Below are 18,481 nucleotides of genomic sequence, written 5' to 3'. Positions count from 1 at the left end.
GGCCGGCGGCCGGTCCTGCCGGGGTCAGTCCGGCTTCGGCGGCTTCTGTCCGTCGAAGGCGAAGAGAGTGTTCTTGTCCGCGGCCACGATCACCGCACGCCCCGCGACGGTCACGCGCGGGCTCGCGCCCTGCTCGCCCGTCAAACCGTCGACCTGCGGATCCGTTGTCCACAGGAACCTGCCGTCGGACGGCGACAGCGCGACCACCCGGCCGGTGGCCGAGCTGAAGTACAGTGCGCCGGATCCGGCCACGGGACCCGACGCGCCCTCCACGCCCGTCTGCCGGGACCACTTCGCCCGGCCCGTCGCCGGGTCGACGGCCGTGACGAGACCGGTCTGCCTGCTCACGTAGAGGGTGCCGTCCGCCATGCCGGGCGTCCCCGAGTAGGTCGTGGCCAACCGGGAGTACGTGACCTTCCGCGAGGCCGGGTGGACCCGCGCCACCCCGTCGTAACCGACCGGCGCCGGTCCCTCCATACGTACCTGAAGGAGTACGAGACTGCCGTTGGCGACGCCCATCGGCACGGCGGGGCCGTCGACCGCGATGGGCCTGCCCAGCTTCCCCGAGGCGCGGTCCACCGTGTACAGGGTGGGGTGGCGCACCTCCAAGGCGTCCACCTCCGTGTCCGTCGCGCACATCGCGAGGAGCTGCCGGCCCACCGGGACGGGAGCGCACTGGGTGCCCGCGGGGAACGGCGTCTTCCAGGCGACCGTACCGCTGTGCGCGTCCCGGGCCTCGAAGCGGGAGTTGGAAGCGTCGACCGTCACCACGTCGGAGCCGACCACGACGGCGTCCTGGGTCCGGCCCGCGACCGCCTGCGACTGGGCGCCGGACGGCACGGACCACAGCTCCCGGCCACTGTTCGCGTCGATGGCCACCACCTCACTGGGAGGGTCCTGCGGGGCGTCCTGGGCGGCGAAGCGGTAACCGAGCACCGTGTCGTCGGTGGCCCCGACCAGGTGCATGCCCTGGACGGGGACGCCCGGACTCTTCGCCGTCCACACCTGCGAGCCGTCCGAGACCCTGATACGGGTCGCGACCACACTGCCGCCCCCGCAGAACAGCGCGTCGCCGTGTGCGACGCAACGCACCTCGTCGGGGATGTCCTCGCGACCGCCCAGCACGGTGTCGTGCCACGGCTGGAAGCCGTCCGGAAGTGCGGCACCCGGCGCCGCGACGCGGTTGTCCTGGTGGCCGCCGCCGTCCGCCCCGAAGCCGCCCGTCTTCAGCGCGGCGGCTCCCCCGCCGATCGCGGCCACCGCGACCGCGGTCGCGAGCACGGGACGCCACCGGCGACGCAGACGGCGGCCGACGGGAGCGCCGGTACTCCGTGTGTCGGGGCCGGCCGAGTCGGTGACCGGGCCCGTCGGCGCCGGGGTGGCCCGCGCCGCGAGGTGATGCTGGGTGTCCATGTCGCGGGTACGGCCCGCGCCGTCCCCGGTCGCGTCGGTCCCGCCGAGGTCGGCCGGCAGGTCCCGCAGCAGTACGAGGAGTTCGTCCGTCGAGGGGCGCCCCTCTGGCTCCTTGGCCAGGCACGACTCGACGACCGCGCGCAACGCCACCGGCACGGCGCCCAGCGAAGGCTCCTCGTGCACCACCTGATACGCCGTGATGTAGGGGCTGTCCCCGTCGAAGGGCCCGTGGCCCGTCGACGCGTACACCAGCAGCGTCCCCAGCGAGAAGACATCGGACCGCGGCCCCACACCACGCGGCGCCTGCAACTGCTCCGGTGACATGAAGGGCGGCGTACCGATGACCCGCCCTGTCATCGTCAGCGTCTGCTGGTCCGCGGCGCGCGAGATGCCGAAGTCGATGACGCGCGGGCCCTCGGGCGAGAGCACGACGTTCGACGGCTTCAGGTCGCGGTGGACGACCCCCACCCGGTGGATGTCGCGCAGCGCCTCCGCCAGCCCGATGGCGAGCACCTTCAGCTCCGCTCCGTTGAGCGGACCTTCCGCCGCGATGCGCTGGGCGAGCGTCTGCCCCTCGATATAGGTCGTCGCCATCCACGGCTGCTCGGCCTCGGGGGCGGCGTCGACCACGGCGGCGGTGAACGCGCCGCTCACCCTTCTCGCCGCCGCCACCTCCTGCCGGAAGCGGATGCGGAACTCGTCGTCCCCCGCGAACTGCTGGTGGATGAGTTTGATCGCGACAGGTCGCCCCGAGCTCGTACGGCCCAGAAAGACCGTGCCCATGCCCCCCGAGCCGAGCCGCGCCTCAAGCGGATAACCGCCGATCTCGGTGGGATCACCCCCGCGCAGCGACACTCTTCCCGACCTCTCGTCCCCCGTGCACCTCTGTCACCACGGGCCTGCGTACCTGTCCTGCACCCAAACTAGCCGCAAGGCGGTACGGCGGAGCAAAGAGGGTGAGCAGAAGCGGGCCGGTCAGGCATGGTGCCGGAGTCAGGGGCGGCCGGACTCAGGGGCGGCCGGGTTCGTCGCAGGCAGCCCGGATGAGGCGACGGGCGAGCTCACCGGCGCGTTGGGCGGGACCCTGGGGGCCGAGGACGGTGGCGGTGACGTAGACGCCGTTGAGGACGAGGACCAGATCGTCGGCGAGCTGCTCGGGGTCGGCAGCGCGGGCGTCGGCCGCCAGGTCACGCATCCACTGGCGGACCCGCTGCTCATGGGTGACCGCCACACGGTTCGCGGGATGCTGCGGGTCCGGGAACTCGGTGTGGGTGTTGAGCATGGGGCAGCCGCGGAAGGTGGGCAGTCCGGTCTCCTCGATGACGGCCGTGAAGATCGCGAGGAGCTTCTCGCGCGGGTCGTCGACCCGACCGGTATGCGTCTCGCGGAGCCGCTGGTCCTGCACGGCGCCCGCACCGTCTCCGACGAGAACCTCGCCGTGCACGCCAGGCGCTACCGCGAGCTCCTCGACTCCTGATCCTGCCTGGAGGATCACTGACGATCTCGGGTTCCGGTCCCATGCGTGCCGGAACCCGCGCCGACGTCCCGGCTCCGGATCGTCGCGGCTGCACGGCGCAGTTCAGTGAGCACCGTCCGTACGGCTCGCCGTGCGGCACGTGCAGGGCGGTGGAGCACATCGATATGGCGTCAGGTGTGCACGCCACTGATCGGTCTGAGGACCAGTGCGGGGTGCGGACGTGCGGTCCAGCGGGGCATCAGGGCCAGGCCGCCTCCGGCGGCCACGGCTTCGGCGACCACCGCGAATTCGTTGATGCGATGGACGATGTCGAGCCGGCGGTTCGCGGCGGTCGCGATGGCGTCGATGGTGGCCATCAGCGGAAAGCCGTCGTGAACGGTGATCCAGGGTTGATCCGCGACGTCCCGCGGGGTAGCGATGCTTCACAATTGTTGAAGAATCTCGCCCTTGGCTTCAGGGTGGCAGCAATGCAGCGCAGGGGCGTGTTCCACGCCCGCCGCACTGACGCAGTGCTTCTCCTTGTCGCCATCGTCTGGGGCTCCAGCTACCTGGCCGCGAAGACGCTCACCTACGCCCTGCCCGTCCTGATGGTGCTGTTCGCGCGGTATGCGATCTCCGCGATCGCCTGCCTCGCCCTCGTCGCCGCACACTGCTCATGTCCGGCAGTGGCTTCCACACTCCCCGGATCGGCGACCTGCTGATGCTCGCCGCCGCGGTGGTACGCGCAGTGCATGTCGCGCTCGTGGGGCGACTGACGAAGCGCCACGTTGTCCGGCCGTTGCAGCTCACGGCCGTCCAGATGACGGTCGGCTCGGTGCTGTTCGCCGTGCCGGCCTCAAGCGGCCTGCCGAGGCTGACTCAGGTCGATGCCGCGGTCTGGGGCCAGCTCCTCCATCTCGCCCTGTTCTGCAGCGTGTTCGCCTTCCTCGCCCAGACCTGGACGGTACAGAACAGCTCCGCAAGCCGGGCCAGTCTGCTCCTGGGTACCGAGCCGGTCTGGGCCGTCGCGGTCGGCATCGGCCTCGGCGGCGAAAAGTTCACCGTCCTCGCCGGCCTCGGGGCGGCGCTCATGGTCACCGGAACGTACTGGGGACAGAGCATCGAACGCACCGAACGCACCACCATCGAAGAGGAACCCCCACGCCGGACGACACCTACCAGCGTCTGTTCAACCTGCTCGACACCGCGATGAGCTCGTCACGCGTAGCGAACGGGCTCACGCCTCCAGGCTGAGGGCGGAGTTCATGGACGAGCAGGTCCGGCGCAGGAGTGCGGGCAGTTCGCCCGGTGTGCTTCCGGGCAGCCATTCGTCCAGGCTCCAGCAGCGCGTCCAGCGGAGTGTTGTCGAATCCGCGTTCACCGAAGAGCGTGACGGCGGCGTCGGCCGCTACGCCGTCCAACTGGCCGCCCGCACGGGCGCGCACGTCCACCCCGAGCCGGCCGCCGTGCGGCAACCCGTGTCGGCCGTTCTCGACAACGTCGGCGGGCAGTATCTCTTCGATGCCTTCGCCGCCCTGTCGGCCCGGCGGCACCCTCTTCAGCGTGGGCCGCTCCTCCGGGGCCGACGTGGTGCTGTCACCGGACGCCCTGCTGGGCAGCGAAGGACGGCACGACCGGGCGATCCGCACGTTCCACCTCCTCGGCTATCCCACCACCGACTTCTCCGCGGATCCGACCTGGCCGGCCGGGGAGATCGCGGCGAGCCGCCTCGATCCGGGCATCATGTGGCGCGGCCCGTGGACCGGCCCGGTGGCTGACGCTCCGTTCCAGCCCCGCGCCGCTTCGGCGGAGGGTGCCCGAGGGTCCTCGTCCAGGCGGCTACCGCACGCACGTACTGGGGGCCGCGTGCCCGGCGAACCGGGCATCGATCCACGACATCGTGTCGGGTTGCGACGGCAGGACCACGCCGGTGTGATCGAGGCCCTGGTAGGTCCGGTACTCAACGGTCGTGCCCTTGCGGCAGAGCCGGGCCACGAGCCCCGCCGTGTCCGGTGCTGTGGTGAGCACGTCAGCGGTCCCTTGCTGAATGAGGACCGGCCCGGAGATGGGGAGAGTTCCCGAGCCGTTCTGCCGCAGGTACGGCTCGATTGCGCGCTCGGCGCCACGGCGGATGAGCGCGTTGCCCGTCAGGTCGCTGTAGCTCGCCTGGATCACGTTCATGCAGTCGGTTCTCAGTGTGTCCAGACGGGCCGCCGCCGCTGGGGTCAGCACCTGCGACGGGCGGAAGCCCGGCAGACCCGACGCCGCCGCCCCGGTGACGATCATCGGTACGACCCCCGCCATGTCGGGCATCTGTGCCGTTCGGGTGAAGAGGCTGGTGAGGTCGGAGGCCGGCGCTATGGCGGCGAGCCCCCGGTAGCCGCGATCGGGCCTGCCCTGCCGTTCGCGTTCGGTCATCAGCTCACCGACCGCCAACGCCGCGTGCCCGCCCTGCGAATGGCCCAGCGCGACCCATTCGCCGCCGAGCCCGCGCACGGCTGTGCGAGCGGCGGGCAGCGAGTTGACGATGTCGTTGGCCGCGGCCCGCTTCGAGAGGAACTCGTGCCGGCCGTCGGTTCCGAGCCCCGCGTAGTCGATGGCGACGACGGCGTAGCCGGCCCGGACGAAGGACTGCAAGTGCGGCCCGTACTGGAGATCCTTCATCAGCGACGGCGCGCAGCCTCGCCCGACCCCGCTCCCGCCGTGCGCGTCGGCAACCACCCGCCAGCCGCCGGGCGGCGGATCGCCCGCAGGGGTCAGGACCACACCCGAGCCGGCGACGTCCCGGCCCTTCGAGCTCCGTGAGTGGTACAGGATGCGGGTCGCGCGTATGCCGGGATCGAGCTGGTATCCCTGGGCCGCCTCGGCCCGGACCAGGGTCCCGGCCGGTGCCGGAGGCAGGTTGGGCGGCACATCGTAGAAGGACGTCCTGGGCAGCGCGTTGGCCTGCTCCACCGCCCGCGCGCGGTCGATCATGCACTGCCGGTCGCAGTCGTCCGCCGTCGCGGCGGCGGGACCCGCCAACGTCCCTGACAGCGTCACGGCGGCGACAAGTGCCAGGACGCGCCGCATCGAGGTTGCCGTCCTGTGGCTCTTCCTCATCCAGGGCCCTGTCGTGTGTGCTGGCATTTCTCCACTGTCTTCGTGTGTGTCGGTCGGGTGTGGTGTGCACGGCGATGGGTGCCACCCAGAGGGCTTTCAGCCGACCGTCCGGATGCGGGGGCAGCTCCCCGGACCGCTCACCAAGTCAGCGGTCCGGGAAGGGGCCCAGGGCGTGACCGGCAAAGCCTGCCGGGAGGGGCGCTAGGTTGATGGACGCGCTGTCCAGACGGTCCCGCGCGGCTCGTACTCCAGAATCTTCTCCACCTCCAGCACGGCGTCCGAGCCGAGTTCGCGCTTGAACAGCCACAGACCCAACTCCAGCCCCGAGGAGACACCTCCGGCGGTGACGAGATCTCCGTCGTCGACGACGCGGGCACTCTTGACGAGGCCGCCCTGCGCTTCGAGTTCCGCCTTGGCCAGATGGTGGGTGGTGCAGGGGCGTTCCTTGGTCAGACCCGCCGCGGACAGCAGCATCGCCCCCGTGCAGACGGAGCTGATCGTCAGCCCCTTCCGGGACGCGGCGGCGAGCGCCCGCGGCAGGACACCGCGCTTGATCTCCGCCCAGACGCCGGCCCCTTCCGGGCGTACGTACCCCCCTCCCGGCACCACGATCACGTCCGCCTTCTCCGGGGACCAGCTTTGCTCGACCTGGAAGCCGATGCCGTGCGCGGAACGGATCAGTCCGGGGCGTCCCGTGGTGACGTAGCGGACCTCCGCCCTGCCCTGGCCGTTCGAGAAGACCGAGTGCGGAGCGATGCAGTCCAACTCCTCGACCCCGTCGAACATCACGATGTCGACGCGCAGCGGCGCGGTACGCCGTGGTGTCGCCGTGGCCGGGCCGCTGCTGACGGCTGTGGCGGTCATCGCGCCACCGGCCATGACCGCCGCGCCCGCCGCTGTCGTCCGGTGAAGAAAATGTCTGCGTTCCATGACTGTGTCTCCTGTGTCTGTCGAGCGTCCGACCGGGCAGCGACGTGGCATATGCGTTCGAAACAGCACGAGAGCAGCCGACCAGGCTCACGGCGACCGGCCGCCGCGGGCGCCTTCCTGTTCCGCGGGTGTTCGGCTCATGCTGGCGAAGTAGTAGTCGGTTCCCGTGCCGACCAAGTTCCCGCGACGTCGCCCCGAAGCGGCGGACACACCCTGCGCGACAGCATGTTGACGGATCGTCCGACAGCGGGGGCGCCTGTTCACAGCGGAGTCATTCTTGGTGCGCGACGGCTGGTCCTGTCGGCTGCCTGCCCCCGGGCCATGGAACGACATGACGTGGCGGTGGCCGGCAGGCCGGGCGTGTACTACCCCGCCACCACGTGTCGGCTCGTCAGGCGACGCAGATCCCCGGCACGGCCTGCGCTCGAAACAGGTGTGGGGTGGCGACGAGGCCGGCCGGGTACAGCTCGCGAGCGGCCGCGCGTGCGCTGTCGTCGAGTCGGGCCGCACGGTAGTGGTCCGTCGACTCCCAGACAGCGTGGTTGAGGAACGTGCCGCTGCCGGCGATACCGCGGGAAAGCTGGGTGGAGATGAAGCCCGGTTTCCTCTTCAACGCGGCCGCGTCGGTGGACCAAGCCAGCAGCAGTTGGTCGACGTCTTCCGGGGCGACGCTCAGGATATTGACGAGGATGACCGGTCCGCCCCCTCTTCAAGCTGGTCGGTGAGTGAGACGTGGGAATCCAGCTCGGTGAATCTCGGCATGAGAATTCTCTTTCGGAGACTGGCGGGCGGTCCGGCGCCCGGTCAGACCGTTCTCGGCTGCACGGTTCGGTGCAGGGCGTCCAGAGCCTTGGTGAGGCTGTGCTCGATCGGTTCGGTGGGACGGAACACCCGCCTGTCGCCGTCGAGGTGGAGAAGCTGGTCGACGAGCGGGATCGGGACGAAGCCGACTACATGCATCTGGAGCGCGACCAGCACCGGTTCAAGTGCCGTCGCGGCTCTGGCCCCGGCTGCCACGCCACCGTAACTGACCAATACCACCGGCTTGTCGCGCCATTCCCAGAACAGGTGGTCCAGGGCGTTCTTCAGGGCGGCGTTGTAGCTGTGGTTGTATTCCGGCATCACGAATACGTAGGCCGCCACGCGAGTGGCCGACGGCCGTCTTGCCCAACTGGCCATCTGAAATTGAGTTCCCTTGTAGGGCTTGGCAGTTGTGGTTGGTGGCGGCAGAGCACCTGGTCGTGCGTCGTCCGGAGGCATCCGGCCACCGGCTCGGGGCGGAGCGGGTGGCCGGACACCATCCGCCCGCCCCGAGCGCGGGTTCGCTCAGGCCGTGGCGGGCTGGGCTTCGGGCGAGGGGAGGGCCAGGCGGCCGGTCCGGTGGAGCGCGTAGAGGGATCCGGAGCAGGCCAGGCCGAGGGCGAGGAGCACCAGCCAGGGCAGTGCGGATACGCCGGCCTCGCGGGCTGCGTCGAGGGATGCCCCGGTGAGGAGGTTGCCCACCGTGATTCCGATGCCGCAGATGGTGTTGTAGAGGCCGTAGTGGGTGGCGACGAGCCGGTTGCCCGAGAGCCGGACAATGGTGTCCATCTCGAAGGGGTACGCGATCATCGTGCCCAGCGCCAGCAGCAGGGCGGCCAGTATCGGCGGCACCGCGGCGAGCAGCCACCGCCCGGCCCCTGCGCCGGGCACCGGCAGGGCGGTGGCCGCGAGCAGGGGCACGAAGGCCAGCCCCATGCTCAACAGTCCCCAGGCCAGGGCCTGTCCCGGCGCGAGGTTCCGCCGGCACCAGGCGGTCACCCTGGTCTGTCCGAAGATCGTGGCCAGTCCGGACGCCGCGAAGAGCAGCGCCACCGCCACGGTCTCGATCTCTCCCCCGTCGCCCAGGCGGCGTACCTCCAGCGGCAGCGCCAGATAGACCTGGAACGACAGGACGTACGAGCCGATCATGGCCGTGGAGAAGAGCAGGAAGGCCCGGTTGCGCACCACGCTCCGCCACTGGGACAGCACGCTTTCCCGCTTCCCCCCGTCGGCGTCCCCGTCCTTGTCGGCCCGGCGGGCGGGGAGCGCCCGGATCTGCACGATGCTCAGCAGGCCGAAGATCGCCGCCGAGACGAGGCAGGTGATCCGGAAGTCCACGCCCGTCAGCAGCATTCCCACCAACGGGCCGAGCAGGATCCCCGCCTGATAGAAGACGTTGAACAGCGCGAATGCCTCGACGCGGCGCTCGCCCGCGTCGGCGGCGAGGTAGGCCCGTACGGCCGGGTTGAACAACGCTCCCGCGAAGCCGGTGGCCGCCGAGGCGGCGAGCAGCGCCGGTAGCGAGTCGATCAGCCCGAGTGTGGCGAAGCCGACGGTGCGCAGCACGCATCCGGCGACGATCAGGGGTTTGTAGCCGAACCGGTCGGCGAGGGTGCCGCCGATGAGGAACATGCCCTGCTGGCTGAAGTTGCGTACGCCCAGGACGAATCCGACCAGCCAGCCGGCCAGACCGAGGGTTCCGGACAGGTGCTGGGCCAGGTACGGCATCAGCATGTAGAAGCCGAGGTTGATGGTGAACTGGTTCGCCATCAGCAGTTGGACGCTCCGGTCGTAGGTCCGGACCTGTGCGAGGGTTTCCTTCACCGGACACCGCCTTCGGTACGGGAGGCGCCCTCGGCGCCGGCGGACCGGGCCGCTGCCGGAGCGATCGGGTCGACCACCGTGGTGCAGCGGGTCCAGCGGGTGACCTCCTTCTCGTCGGACCGTCCCACCACCTCGGGATCGGGAGCCGGGGAGACGCCGAGCAGCCCGTGTTCGGCGCAGTACGCGTCGTCGTAGACCGTCTCCAGATACCGCTGGGGACCGTCGGGGAAGACCGCGACGATCCGGGTGTCCCCGGGGAGCGTACGGGCGAGCCAGCCGGCGACCAGTGCGACGGCACCGACGCTCCAGCCGCCCGTGGCGTAGTGCGAGGCGGCCAGTTGCCGGCAGGCCCAGACCGATTCGGCGGGGTTCACCCAGTGCACCTCGCTGAAGTTCTCGTACGCGACGTTGCGCGGGTGGATGCTCGATCCGAGCCCGCGCATCAGCCTGGACCGGGCCGGCTGGCCGAAGATGGTCGAGCCGACGGTGTCCACGCCCACCAGGCACATCGCGGGGTAGAGCTGGCGAAGGACGCGGGAGATGCCCGCCGAGTGTCCCCCCGTGCCGACACTGCACACGAGGACGTCGATGTGGCCCACCTGGGAGGCGAGTTCGAGAGCGAGCGGGGTGTAGGCGGCGACGTTGTCCGGGTTGTTGTACTGATCGGGGCTCCAGGAGCTGGGGTGCCCCGCGAGCAGTTCGGTGACGCGGTCGCGGCGGGCCTGCTGCCAGCCGCCGGTGGGGTGAGGGCGGGGCACCAGGTCCACGGTGGCGCCGTAGGCGGCCAGGAGACGGATCATGGACGGTTCGAGGCCCGGATCGGTGACGAGTGTGACCGGGTGGCCGTAGACCATTCCGGCCAGCGCGAGGCCCAGGCCGAGCGTGCCGCTGGTCGACTCGATGATGGGGCGGCCGGGCAGCAGTTCACCGCGGGACCGGGCCCGTTCGACCATGTGGAGTCCGGGGCGGTCCTTGATGCCGCCGGGGTTGAAGCCTTCGAGCTTCGCCCAGAAGCCGCGGCCCGGCGCGGCGAACGGCTGGGACACCCGCAGGAGGGGCGTGTTGCCGACGAGCCCCGGCAGGGTCGCGCCCGCGGGCGCGAAGTCGCTCGTGACCGGCGGGGGGACCGAGGAAGGGCTCGGGGAGTGAGTCGGGGAGTACATCTCTTCGCTCTCATTCGCTGTAGAAGCTGTACGGGGCGGTGCGGGGACCTCGCCATGCGCGGCGCTCGGGGAGCGCGCGGGCGCGGCGGGCCGGCTGCGGAGGCCGCGACGGCCGCTCCTAGATCAGCCATCTGCACAGGGCGGCCAGTGCGGTTCGGCCGCCGTTCGGTATCCAGCTCCGGAGAGCACCGGGACATTCAGCGGTGGGCGGCCCGGCCGCGCGGCCGGGGGCGGTGCCGGTGGCCGCGCAGGGCAGGGCACGGAAGGGCAGCGGCTTGACCCCGGCGCGGCCCGCGCTGGAGACGGAGCAGCCGTCGGGTGCCCGGGGTCCGGCGACGACGTAACGGCCGGGGTTCCCCTGGGGCGTGGAGAGGGAACGCGACACACTGTCCGCACCCCGAGGGGACAGGTTCGCCCGATGGGACAGGTCGGCCGCGCACTGCACGGTGGCCAGCAGCAGGGCACTCAGGGCGGTCCATAGGAGTCGTCGCGTCCAGAGCGCTCGCACCCGTGGCAGAAGCCGATGCGGTAAGGGCGGAATCGCCCGTGAGCGGTCGAGCGAGGTGGCAGAGCAGGGTGGCACAGATCCTCCGCACAGCGGCTGCCCGCGCCGGATCGTCTACGGCAGGGCAGGGATGAGGGGCGGCGTGGCGAGCCGTCGGGCTTCCCTCACCGTGCGCGGAACGGCGCGGGGGAGGCCGGACGTCATGACCCTGATCGATCGTGAGATACGTGGGTGCGGCTTCGTGCCGCTCCGTCACGTCCCGACGGGAGATCGACCGGTGGGGTAGCCGGCCCTAGATGCGCAGAACGGAGGACTCCGCCGCATGTGGCGCGGGGACCGAGCCGCACACCACGGAGACATGTCCGTGCCCGGCGTGAGGCACGGCGTCTTCCGGCGTCGAGTTCAGCGTCGACGGACCCGGCATACCTTTCGAAGGCCCCTGCGGGGGCTGGCCGAGTGCGCACTCCTGGAGCGCGTGGTGCTGCCCATGGTCACCGTGATGGCCACCGGGCAGATCCGTGTCACCGAGGTGGCACGTAGCACTCGCGAACTGTGGGACCTCGGCGGAATCCGCCCAACCGCCGGCCGAGGCCGAGACGCCGTCGGACGAAGCGAGATGCCCCAGCGTTCCTTCGGGGCTCGCCGCGTGCGTATACAACACGCCGAAGAGGATCAGAGCCAGCCCCAGCAGACGCAACGGAGCCGCTGGTCGGCGGCTCCGCCATGTACTGAAAGGCGACCTGGCTGTAATCACGCCGTGATCCTAGCCGCTGGCTCTCATCACGTTGCCGATAACGCCGCGAACACTGCGTGAACAAGCCATTCGCGGATCATGCTCCGTCGAGGACGCGCTCCACGCCGACCGGGGTCAGGGCCATTCACAGAACGCAAACGGCCTCCTGAGGCAGCGCCTCCGGCGTCGGTACGGCCGCCTGGATGCTCGGCTCCGCCGGCCGCACCATTGTCCGGATCCTTGCGTCAGCCCGTCAGCCCGTCAGCCCGACAGCCCGTCAGCCCGACAGCCCGTCAGCCCGACAGTCCACGGCAAGCGCGGTCCAGGTCCGGCCGCTCACCGGGCCGCCTCCTCGGCCGGGCCGGAGCAGGCGCAGCCGGGGCCACACCCGCACCCGTCCTGTCCCGCTCGTGTGACGCCGACGGCGGGCACCGCGCAGCAGTTGTCGCCTCGCCATGCCTCCCGGCCCTCCTTGACGGCGACCGCGGCGATCACCAGGGCGGCGATCGGGTCGGCCCAGGACCAGCCGAACAGCGAGTTGGCGAGCAGACCGGCCAGCAGTACGGCCGAGAGGTACGTGCACAGCAGGGTCTGCTTGGAGTCCGCGACAGCGGAGGCCGAGCCCAGTTCGCGGCCCGCTCGGCGCTGGGCCGCCGACAGGAACGGCATGATCGCGAGAGACAGAGCGGCCAGGAGGATGCCTGTCGTCGAGTGCTCCGCCTCGCTCGTGCCGGTCAGCGCGCGTACGGAGTCCACGGCGACGTACCCGGCGAGCGCGAAGAAGGAGAGGGCGATGACGCGCAGCGCGGTCTTCTCCCGGGCTTCCCGCACGGCGTGGTCGGCGGCGGAGAACTGCCAGGCGACGGCGGCGGCGGAGGAGACCTCGATCACCGAGTCCAGGCCGAAGCCGATCAGGGCGGTGGAGGAGGCGGCGGTCCCCGCGGTGATCGCGACGATCGCCTCGATCACGTTGTAGGTGATGGTCGCGGCGACCAGCAGACGTATGCGGCGGGTCAGCGCGGCCCGTCGCTCAGGCGCCGGGGACGGGGAATGAGGCACGGTCATCAGCAGCAGTCCTTGTCGTCCGCGTCCGGGCAGGTGCGGTCGGCCTCCACGGCGAGGACGGCGCCGCGCAGGTCGTCCAGGGCATGGCCCAGTCGGGCGTCGGCCAGTTCGTACCGCACCCGGCGTCCCTGGGGCACGGTGACGACGAGCCCGCAGTCGCGCAGGCAGGCGAGGTGGTTGGACAGTCGCGTACGGGAGATTCCCAACTCGTCGGCCAGGTCGGCCGGATGGGCCGGCGCCTCCCGGAGGGCGAGCAGGATCCGGCAACGGATCGGGTCGGCGAGCGCGCGGCCGAATCTGGCCAGCGCGTCGATGTCGGATGCGACGGACAGCATATCTCGACAGTACATAAAATCTTGGATTCAGGAAACCCTGAACGATAGGGCTTGGCGTGACGCGGTCCGCGGCGCCCGCACTCGGTCCGCTTCGAGGTCATATATCCCGGTTTACGGCTCGTGTGCCCGTGCGACGGTGGGGTGGCTGAGCCGCTTGAGCGTCGGTGGATACGCTTCCGGGGAGCGCGGGGAAGCACTCCGCGCCGCATTGCCCGTTCCGTCCGTCCGAGGACGTACGTCTCCAAAGGCTCGCGACACATGCAGCTCGGTCCGGTACGACCCGCCTCCCCGGCGACCGGGGTGTTGCGCGGGCTGCGTGCGTCGGTGCTCGCGGTGCTGTGTGTGCTGCTGCCGCTGGCCGGACACGCCCTGTCGCAGGGGCACGCGCCCCGTGCGGTCATCGTGGCGGGGATCGCCGCCGTGGCCATCCCCGGCGCGGTGACACTGACGCGTCATCGGCTGACCGACGCGCAGGTGTTCGGCGTCCTCGCGGCCACCCAAGTGGCCTATCACGCCGCGTACTCACTGCCGGGCGCCTGCCGAGCGGTAGCGGGAGGAGCCCCGCTCCCGGGCGGTCTGCCCGCTGCCGTCGAGCACGGCACGGTCGGCGGACCACCCGCCGGTGTGCTGCTGGCCGGACATCTGGTGACGCTGGCCATCGGTGCCCGGCTCCTGGGGGTCACAGAACGGCTGCTGTGGCAGAGCAGGCCGCTGCTGATGGCCGTAGGACACCTGCTGCTGTTCATCTGGCCGCCGTTGGGCGCCACCCACCGGCAGGGCCCGGAACCCGAAATCCGGGAGAGCACCTCACCTCTGAAGTCGGCCGTACTGGCGCGGCTGAACCCGGGCAGGGCTCCTCCGCCCCGTGGGCTCGCTCCGTTCGCCCTTCACCGGCCGATGCCGATCGGCGGTCCCTGCCTGCCCTGACGGGTACGACGGTGGACCCGCTCGGCTCGCCGGGTCCTATCGTCCCGGCGGCGTGACCGCCGGGGACACAGAGAGCCCATGACATGCCCGTCATCCATTGGCGTGCCGCCCGCGTGGCGGTACGCACCCTCGGCATCCCCGTGGTCGCGGCAGGCGTGCTCGCCGTCGCCGCTCCGCGGGCAGCCGCCCACACCGAGCTGGTCTCCAGCAGTCCGGCCAGTGCGGCCACCCTCGGCCGGCCACCCGAACGCGTCACACTGACCTTCAGCGACGAGATGACACGGAAGTACGCCAAGGTCTCCGTCACCTCGTCAGGCACCACGTCGGACGGCAGCGCGTCCGGCACACCACAGGTCTCGGGGCGGGTCGTCTCGCTCGCGCTGAGGCCCGGCGCCCCGGGCGGGCGCTACACCGTCGGTTACCGTGTCGTCTCCGCCGACGGGCACCCCGTCTCCGGTTCGTACACGTTCACCGTCGAGGCCGCGGGCACCCCCAGCGCCTCGGCCTCCGGCGCCGAACCGTCCGTCGCTCCATCCCTCTCGGCAACTGCCGCCTCCCGTCCCGGCGGAACACACTTCAGTCCGAACGCCCCTGTGGCGGCCGGCGTCGGGGCGCTGGTCGTGGTCGGGGCCGGCGCGTACATCGTCCACCGGAAGCGGGCCGGTCATGGTGGCTGACCACAGGTCCACAACACGTCTGTCTCCTCTTCTCGCCGCCGCGGCGGGCACGGCCGTCGCCGCCACCCTGGTCACCGTCCTGGCCGGTGGCGGGGTGGCCGTACGGATTCCGGGGATCCCGGACGCCGGTCCGGTGACCGCCTGGGGCCTGCCCGTGGCTCGTACGGTCGCCGACGCGGCGGCCGTCGCGACGGTCGGTGCCCTGCTGCTGGTGGCGGTGCTGCTGCCGGGCGAACGGCGGCTGAGCGGGACGCAACTGCGCTATCTGCTGTGGGCCGCGTGCGCTTCCCTGGCATGGGCCGGGGCGTCGGCCGCCACCATGGTTCTCACCCTGTCCGATCTGTTCGCCCAGCCCGTCGGCGAGATGATGTCCCCCGCCGTGGTGGCGGACTTCGTCATCAACGACGCCCAGGGGCGCTCGTACGCCATCACGGTGGCCGTCGGCCTCCTGCTCGGGACCTGCTGCCTGGGAATCGGCACCGCGCGCTGGGCCCGGTGGGCGCTCGCGGTGGCGTTGCTGGGGGTGCTGCCACCCGCGTTCACCGGTCACTCCTCGGCCGCCGCGAACCACGACTCCGCGGTCGTCAGCCTCTGCCTGCACCTGGTCGGCGTGACGGTCTGGGTGGGCGGGCTGCTCTTCCTCCTGGTCGTGGCCGCCCGCCGGGAAGAGGGCACCGGTGAGGCCGTCCGGCGTTTCAGTCCGCTCGCCGGATGGTCGCTGCTCGCGGTCGGCGCGAGCGGGGTCGTCAACGCGGCGGTCCGGCTGCCCGCACCGGCGGAGGTGTTCACCAGTCGGTACGGCCTGCTGGTCCTCGCCAAGGCGGCGGCGCTCGCCCTGCTGGCGGGCATCGGCCACTGGCACCGGCGACGCACCATGCCGGGGCTGTGGACCGGTGAGAGGAGTGCCTTCGTCAGACTCGCGGCCGGTGAACTGCTGGTCATGGCGGCGGCCATGGGGCTCGCGGTCGGCCTGTCCCGTACCCCCGCGCCCGGGACGGGCGAGGCCGCGCTGTCGCCCTCCGAGGAGATGCTCGGCTTCGCCATGCCGCCGCCTCTCGGTGACTTCCCCTGGACGCCACTGTTCACCCAGTGGCGCTTCGACCCGCTCTTCGCCTTCGGAACGGCCGCTGCCGCGCTTCTCTACCTGGCAGGGGTACGCACCTTGCGCAGGAGGGGAGACACCTGGCCGGCCGGACGGACGGTCTCCTGGCTGCTGGGGCTCGCGGTCACGGTCCTGGCCACCATGAGCGGGCTGGCCGTCTACGGCAAGGTGCTGTTCAGCGTGCACATGGGCCAGCACATGATCCTCGCCATGACGGTGCCGATCCTGCTCGTTCTCGGCGCCCCGGCCACCCTCGCCCTGCGCGCACTGCCGTCAGCGCCCAAGGGCGGCCCGACCGGGCCCAGGGAGCTGTTGCTGAAGCTGCTGCACAGCCGCTACGTGAAAGTCGTCTCGCATCCGGTGGTGGCGAGTGCGCTGTTCATCGGCAGCGCCTTCGCCGTCTACTACTCGTCCCTCTTCGAGACCCTGATGAGCAGCCATCTCGGCCATCTGGTGATGCTCGGGCACTTCCTCGCCGTGGGGCTGCTGTTCTTCTGGGTCATCATCGGCGTCGACCCGGGTCCGCGCCGCCCGCCCCATCTGGGCAGGCTGTTCGTCCTCATCCTGACGATGCCGTTCCACTCCTGGTTCAGCATCTCCCTGATGAGCTCGTCCGACCTGATCGGCGCCGGCTGGTGGAACTCCCTGAGCCGCCCCTGGGTCGAGTTCCCACTGGACGACCAGTACAACGCCGGAGCCATCGCCTGGGCCACCGGCGACATACCCGTACTGATCACCACCCTCATCCTGGCCGTCCAATGGGTCCGCTCGGACGCACGGGAGGCCCGCCGCGTCGACCGTCGGATCGACCGTGGGGACGGGAACGACCCGCTGGCGGCCTACAACGCCTATCTGGCGAGCCTGCACGCCCGCGACCGCCGTCCGGGCCCACCGGCACCGCCGGCTCCCGGGGCGAACAGCGCCGCCCACGAGCCGGGTCCCCCGTCCGCCTCGACCTCCGTCCGCACCCGACAGACCGGGAAATCATGAAGAAGCACCTCCACATCGCCGTGGTGATGGTGGCCGCGTTCGCCGCCGCCCTCGGTTCCTTCCCGCTGTCCTCCCCCGAGTCCTCCCCCGACGAGCCGCGCGGCTCCGTGGACGCCGAGCAACTCGGTCCGGACCTGGGGAAGTTCGACGCGGCGCTGAAGGATCCGGCAACGACCGCACGGGTGCGGGTGGACCAGCGCGACGGGCTGGGCCTGGGCGTGCAGGGCACACCGGCCTTCTTCCTCGACGGCGAACGCGTCGCCCCGGCTTCCACGGAGGAGTTCGAAGCGCTCATCAAGGACCGGCTGTCCCGACCGTGACCGTGACCGTGATCCGTGGCCGCACCCGTATCCCAAGGAGAACGCGCCCCATGCAGTACCTCATCGACCAGGCCGGCGTATTCCCCGCTCGCGCCGCGGCACACAGCCTGGACCTCGGCCCCCTCGCGGACGGCGACAGTCCCCGCGCGATGTTCATCACCTGCTCGGACTCCCGGATCGTCCCCGCGCTGATCACCGGTGCCCGGCCGGGAGACCTCTTCGAACTGCGCACCTACGGCGCCGTCATCCCGCGCTTCACTCCCCACGCGCCGGCCGGAGAGTCCCGGACGATCGACCACGCCGTGGAGGAACTGAAGGTGACCGACATCATCGTGTGCGGCCACTCCCACTGCGACCTCGTCGAAACCGGCATACGGACCAGCACCGCGGAAGACGCGGACGGCGCACCCTCTTCCGGCGGTTCGCCGGCCCCGATGAGCGGTGACCTCACCGCCGCCGGCCACTGCCACGTACTGACCCAGTTGGACGTGCTCAGCGACTACCCGTCGATCGCCCCCCGCCTGGTCGACCGCTCGCTGCGGCTGCACGGCTGGTTCTACGAGATCGATTCCGGCGCCACCCTCGAACACCGCCCGCGGGCCAACGCCTTCCTCCCGCTATGAGCAGCAGCCACCCACCGTGCGGAACGCGAGAGGTCAGCCTCCGCAGCCGCGGGCCGCTGCCGCCGGGGCGGGCTCACCCGACTCCCCGGGGGCGCTGGTACAGCAGGCATCGCCGCCTTCGGGAGCAGGGCTCTCGCCCATCCGGTCGGCGTCGGCCTTGACGACGTAGACCTCCCAGGGCTCGCGGCCGGGGCCGTGGACCCAGACCTTGTCCTGGAGGGCGTAGCAGCAGGAGGTGTCGTTCTCCTCGAACGTGGCGAGCCCTGCCGCCTTGAGGCGGTCGGTGGCGGCGGTGACCGTCTCCGTGGAGTCGACCTCGACGCCGAGGTGGTCCAGGCGGGTTTCCTGACCGGGCTCGCCCTCGATGAGGACGAGCTTGAGCGGCGGCCGGGCGATCGCGAAGTTGGCGTAGCCCGGTCGGCGCTTGGCGGGCTCGACGCCGAACAGCCGGGAGTAGAAGGCCACCGAGGCTTCGAGGTCGGCGACATTGAGTGCGAGCTGAACACGGGACATGG

The 18,481-nt window shown here is 71.1% G+C and carries 18 protein-coding genes and 2 pseudogenes; 6 read left to right on the top strand and 14 right to left on the bottom strand.

What is annotated here, in order from left to right:
- Positions 1 to 24: 24 nt before the first annotated feature.
- The 3 genes and pseudogenes from ACIO3P_RS24520 to ACIO3P_RS24510 form a co-directional block, all read right to left on the bottom strand.
- Positions 25 to 2,268, bottom strand: a complete 2,244-nt coding sequence (locus ACIO3P_RS24520) for a PQQ-binding-like beta-propeller repeat protein (RefSeq protein ID WP_401852239.1) — start codon at positions 2,266 to 2,268, stop codon at positions 25 to 27.
- A gap of 154 nt (positions 2,269 to 2,422) precedes the next feature.
- Positions 2,423 to 2,818, bottom strand: a complete 396-nt coding sequence (locus ACIO3P_RS24515) for a TetR family transcriptional regulator C-terminal domain-containing protein (protein ID WP_401852236.1) — start codon at positions 2,816 to 2,818, stop codon at positions 2,423 to 2,425.
- 86 nt (positions 2,819 to 2,904) lie between these two features.
- A pseudogene (locus ACIO3P_RS24510) lies at positions 2,905 to 3,303 on the bottom strand (LysR substrate-binding domain-containing protein); the annotation flags it as partial.
- Positions 3,304 to 3,357: 54 nt separating this feature from the next.
- Between ACIO3P_RS24510 and ACIO3P_RS24505 the strand changes: the two are divergent.
- Positions 3,358 to 4,082: pseudogene (locus ACIO3P_RS24505) on the top strand (DMT family transporter).
- Positions 4,083 to 4,106: 24 nt separating this feature from the next.
- Here the strand turns inward: ACIO3P_RS24505 and ACIO3P_RS24500 are convergent.
- The 10 genes from ACIO3P_RS24500 to ACIO3P_RS24455 all read right to left on the bottom strand — a co-directional run bounded on the left by ACIO3P_RS24500 (position 4,107) and on the right by ACIO3P_RS24455 (position 13,327).
- Positions 4,107 to 4,250, bottom strand: a complete 144-nt coding sequence (locus ACIO3P_RS24500; RefSeq protein ID WP_401852234.1) for a hypothetical protein — start codon at positions 4,248 to 4,250, stop codon at positions 4,107 to 4,109.
- Positions 4,251 to 4,708: 458 nt separating this feature from the next.
- Entirely contained in the window at positions 4,709 to 5,971 is a 1,263-nt protein-coding gene (locus ACIO3P_RS24495; protein ID WP_401852231.1) for an alpha/beta fold hydrolase, read from the bottom strand.
- Positions 5,972 to 6,172: 201 nt separating this feature from the next.
- A complete protein-coding gene (locus ACIO3P_RS24490) occupies positions 6,173 to 6,901 on the bottom strand; it encodes a DJ-1/PfpI family protein (RefSeq protein WP_329825543.1) in 729 nt (242 codons plus the stop codon).
- A 391-nt stretch (positions 6,902 to 7,292) separates the two neighbouring features.
- Positions 7,293 to 7,592, bottom strand: a complete 300-nt coding sequence (locus tag ACIO3P_RS24485; RefSeq protein WP_329825856.1) for an antibiotic biosynthesis monooxygenase family protein — start codon at positions 7,590 to 7,592, stop codon at positions 7,293 to 7,295.
- 113 nt (positions 7,593 to 7,705) lie between these two features.
- Positions 7,706 to 8,080, bottom strand: coding sequence for an NADPH-dependent FMN reductase (locus tag ACIO3P_RS24480; protein WP_401852228.1), 375 nt, complete (start codon positions 8,078 to 8,080; stop codon positions 7,706 to 7,708).
- 147 nt (positions 8,081 to 8,227) lie between these two features.
- On the bottom strand, positions 8,228 to 9,526 hold the full coding sequence (locus ACIO3P_RS24475) for an MFS transporter (RefSeq protein ID WP_329825541.1): 1,299 nt from the start codon (positions 9,524 to 9,526) through the stop codon (positions 8,228 to 8,230).
- The gene (locus tag ACIO3P_RS24470; protein WP_401852226.1) at positions 9,523 to 10,689 is read right to left on the bottom strand and encodes a PLP-dependent cysteine synthase family protein; all 1,167 of its coding nucleotides are present in this window, start codon (positions 10,687 to 10,689) and stop codon (positions 9,523 to 9,525) included. Before ACIO3P_RS24470 ends, ACIO3P_RS24475 begins: the two co-directional genes overlap by 4 nt.
- A gap of 118 nt (positions 10,690 to 10,807) precedes the next feature.
- Complete coding sequence (locus tag ACIO3P_RS24465) at positions 10,808 to 11,074, bottom strand: hypothetical protein (RefSeq protein WP_329825537.1); 267 nt, start codon at positions 11,072 to 11,074, stop codon at positions 10,808 to 10,810.
- A 1,189-nt stretch (positions 11,075 to 12,263) separates the two neighbouring features.
- A complete protein-coding gene (locus ACIO3P_RS24460) occupies positions 12,264 to 12,992 on the bottom strand; it encodes a cation transporter (RefSeq protein WP_329825536.1) in 729 nt (242 codons plus the stop codon).
- Positions 12,992 to 13,327: a metalloregulator ArsR/SmtB family transcription factor gene (locus tag ACIO3P_RS24455; protein WP_329825535.1), complete on the bottom strand. Its 336-nt coding sequence runs from the start codon at positions 13,325 to 13,327 to the stop codon at positions 12,992 to 12,994. The genes ACIO3P_RS24460 and ACIO3P_RS24455 overlap by 1 nt, the downstream gene beginning before the upstream one ends.
- Before the next feature lie 258 nt (positions 13,328 to 13,585).
- Here ACIO3P_RS24455 and ACIO3P_RS24450 point away from each other — a divergent pair, with 258 nt between their 5' ends.
- The 5 genes from ACIO3P_RS24450 (at position 13,586) to ACIO3P_RS24430 (ending at position 17,966) form a co-directional block, all read left to right on the top strand.
- Positions 13,586 to 14,254, top strand: coding sequence for a hypothetical protein (locus ACIO3P_RS24450; protein WP_329825533.1), 669 nt, complete (start codon positions 13,586 to 13,588; stop codon positions 14,252 to 14,254).
- 83 nt (positions 14,255 to 14,337) lie between these two features.
- The gene (locus ACIO3P_RS24445) at positions 14,338 to 14,931 is read left to right on the top strand and encodes a copper resistance CopC family protein (protein WP_401852222.1); all 594 of its coding nucleotides are present in this window, start codon (positions 14,338 to 14,340) and stop codon (positions 14,929 to 14,931) included.
- Positions 14,921 to 17,023, top strand: a complete 2,103-nt coding sequence (locus ACIO3P_RS24440) for a cytochrome c oxidase assembly protein (RefSeq protein WP_401852220.1) — start codon at positions 14,921 to 14,923, stop codon at positions 17,021 to 17,023. Before ACIO3P_RS24445 ends, ACIO3P_RS24440 begins: the two co-directional genes overlap by 11 nt.
- Entirely contained in the window at positions 17,020 to 17,343 is a 324-nt protein-coding gene (locus ACIO3P_RS24435; protein WP_401852217.1) for a DsbA family protein, read from the top strand. The genes ACIO3P_RS24440 and ACIO3P_RS24435 overlap by 4 nt, the downstream gene beginning before the upstream one ends.
- A 50-nt stretch (positions 17,344 to 17,393) precedes the next feature.
- Positions 17,394 to 17,966, top strand: a complete 573-nt coding sequence (locus ACIO3P_RS24430; RefSeq protein ID WP_329825528.1) for a carbonic anhydrase — start codon at positions 17,394 to 17,396, stop codon at positions 17,964 to 17,966.
- 33 nt (positions 17,967 to 17,999) lie between these two features.
- Here the strand turns inward: ACIO3P_RS24430 and ACIO3P_RS24425 are convergent, their stop codons facing one another.
- Complete coding sequence (locus tag ACIO3P_RS24425; protein ID WP_329825527.1) at positions 18,000 to 18,479, bottom strand: ArsI/CadI family heavy metal resistance metalloenzyme; 480 nt, start codon at positions 18,477 to 18,479, stop codon at positions 18,000 to 18,002.
- Between the last annotated feature and the right edge of the window lie 2 nt (positions 18,480 to 18,481).

Origin of the sequence: Streptomyces sp. NPDC087310 (assembly GCF_044744405.1) — a bacterium.
Taxonomy (GTDB): Bacteria; Actinomycetota; Actinomycetes; order Streptomycetales; family Streptomycetaceae; genus Streptomyces.
This window is presented reverse-complemented; position numbering and strand designations above follow the sequence as displayed.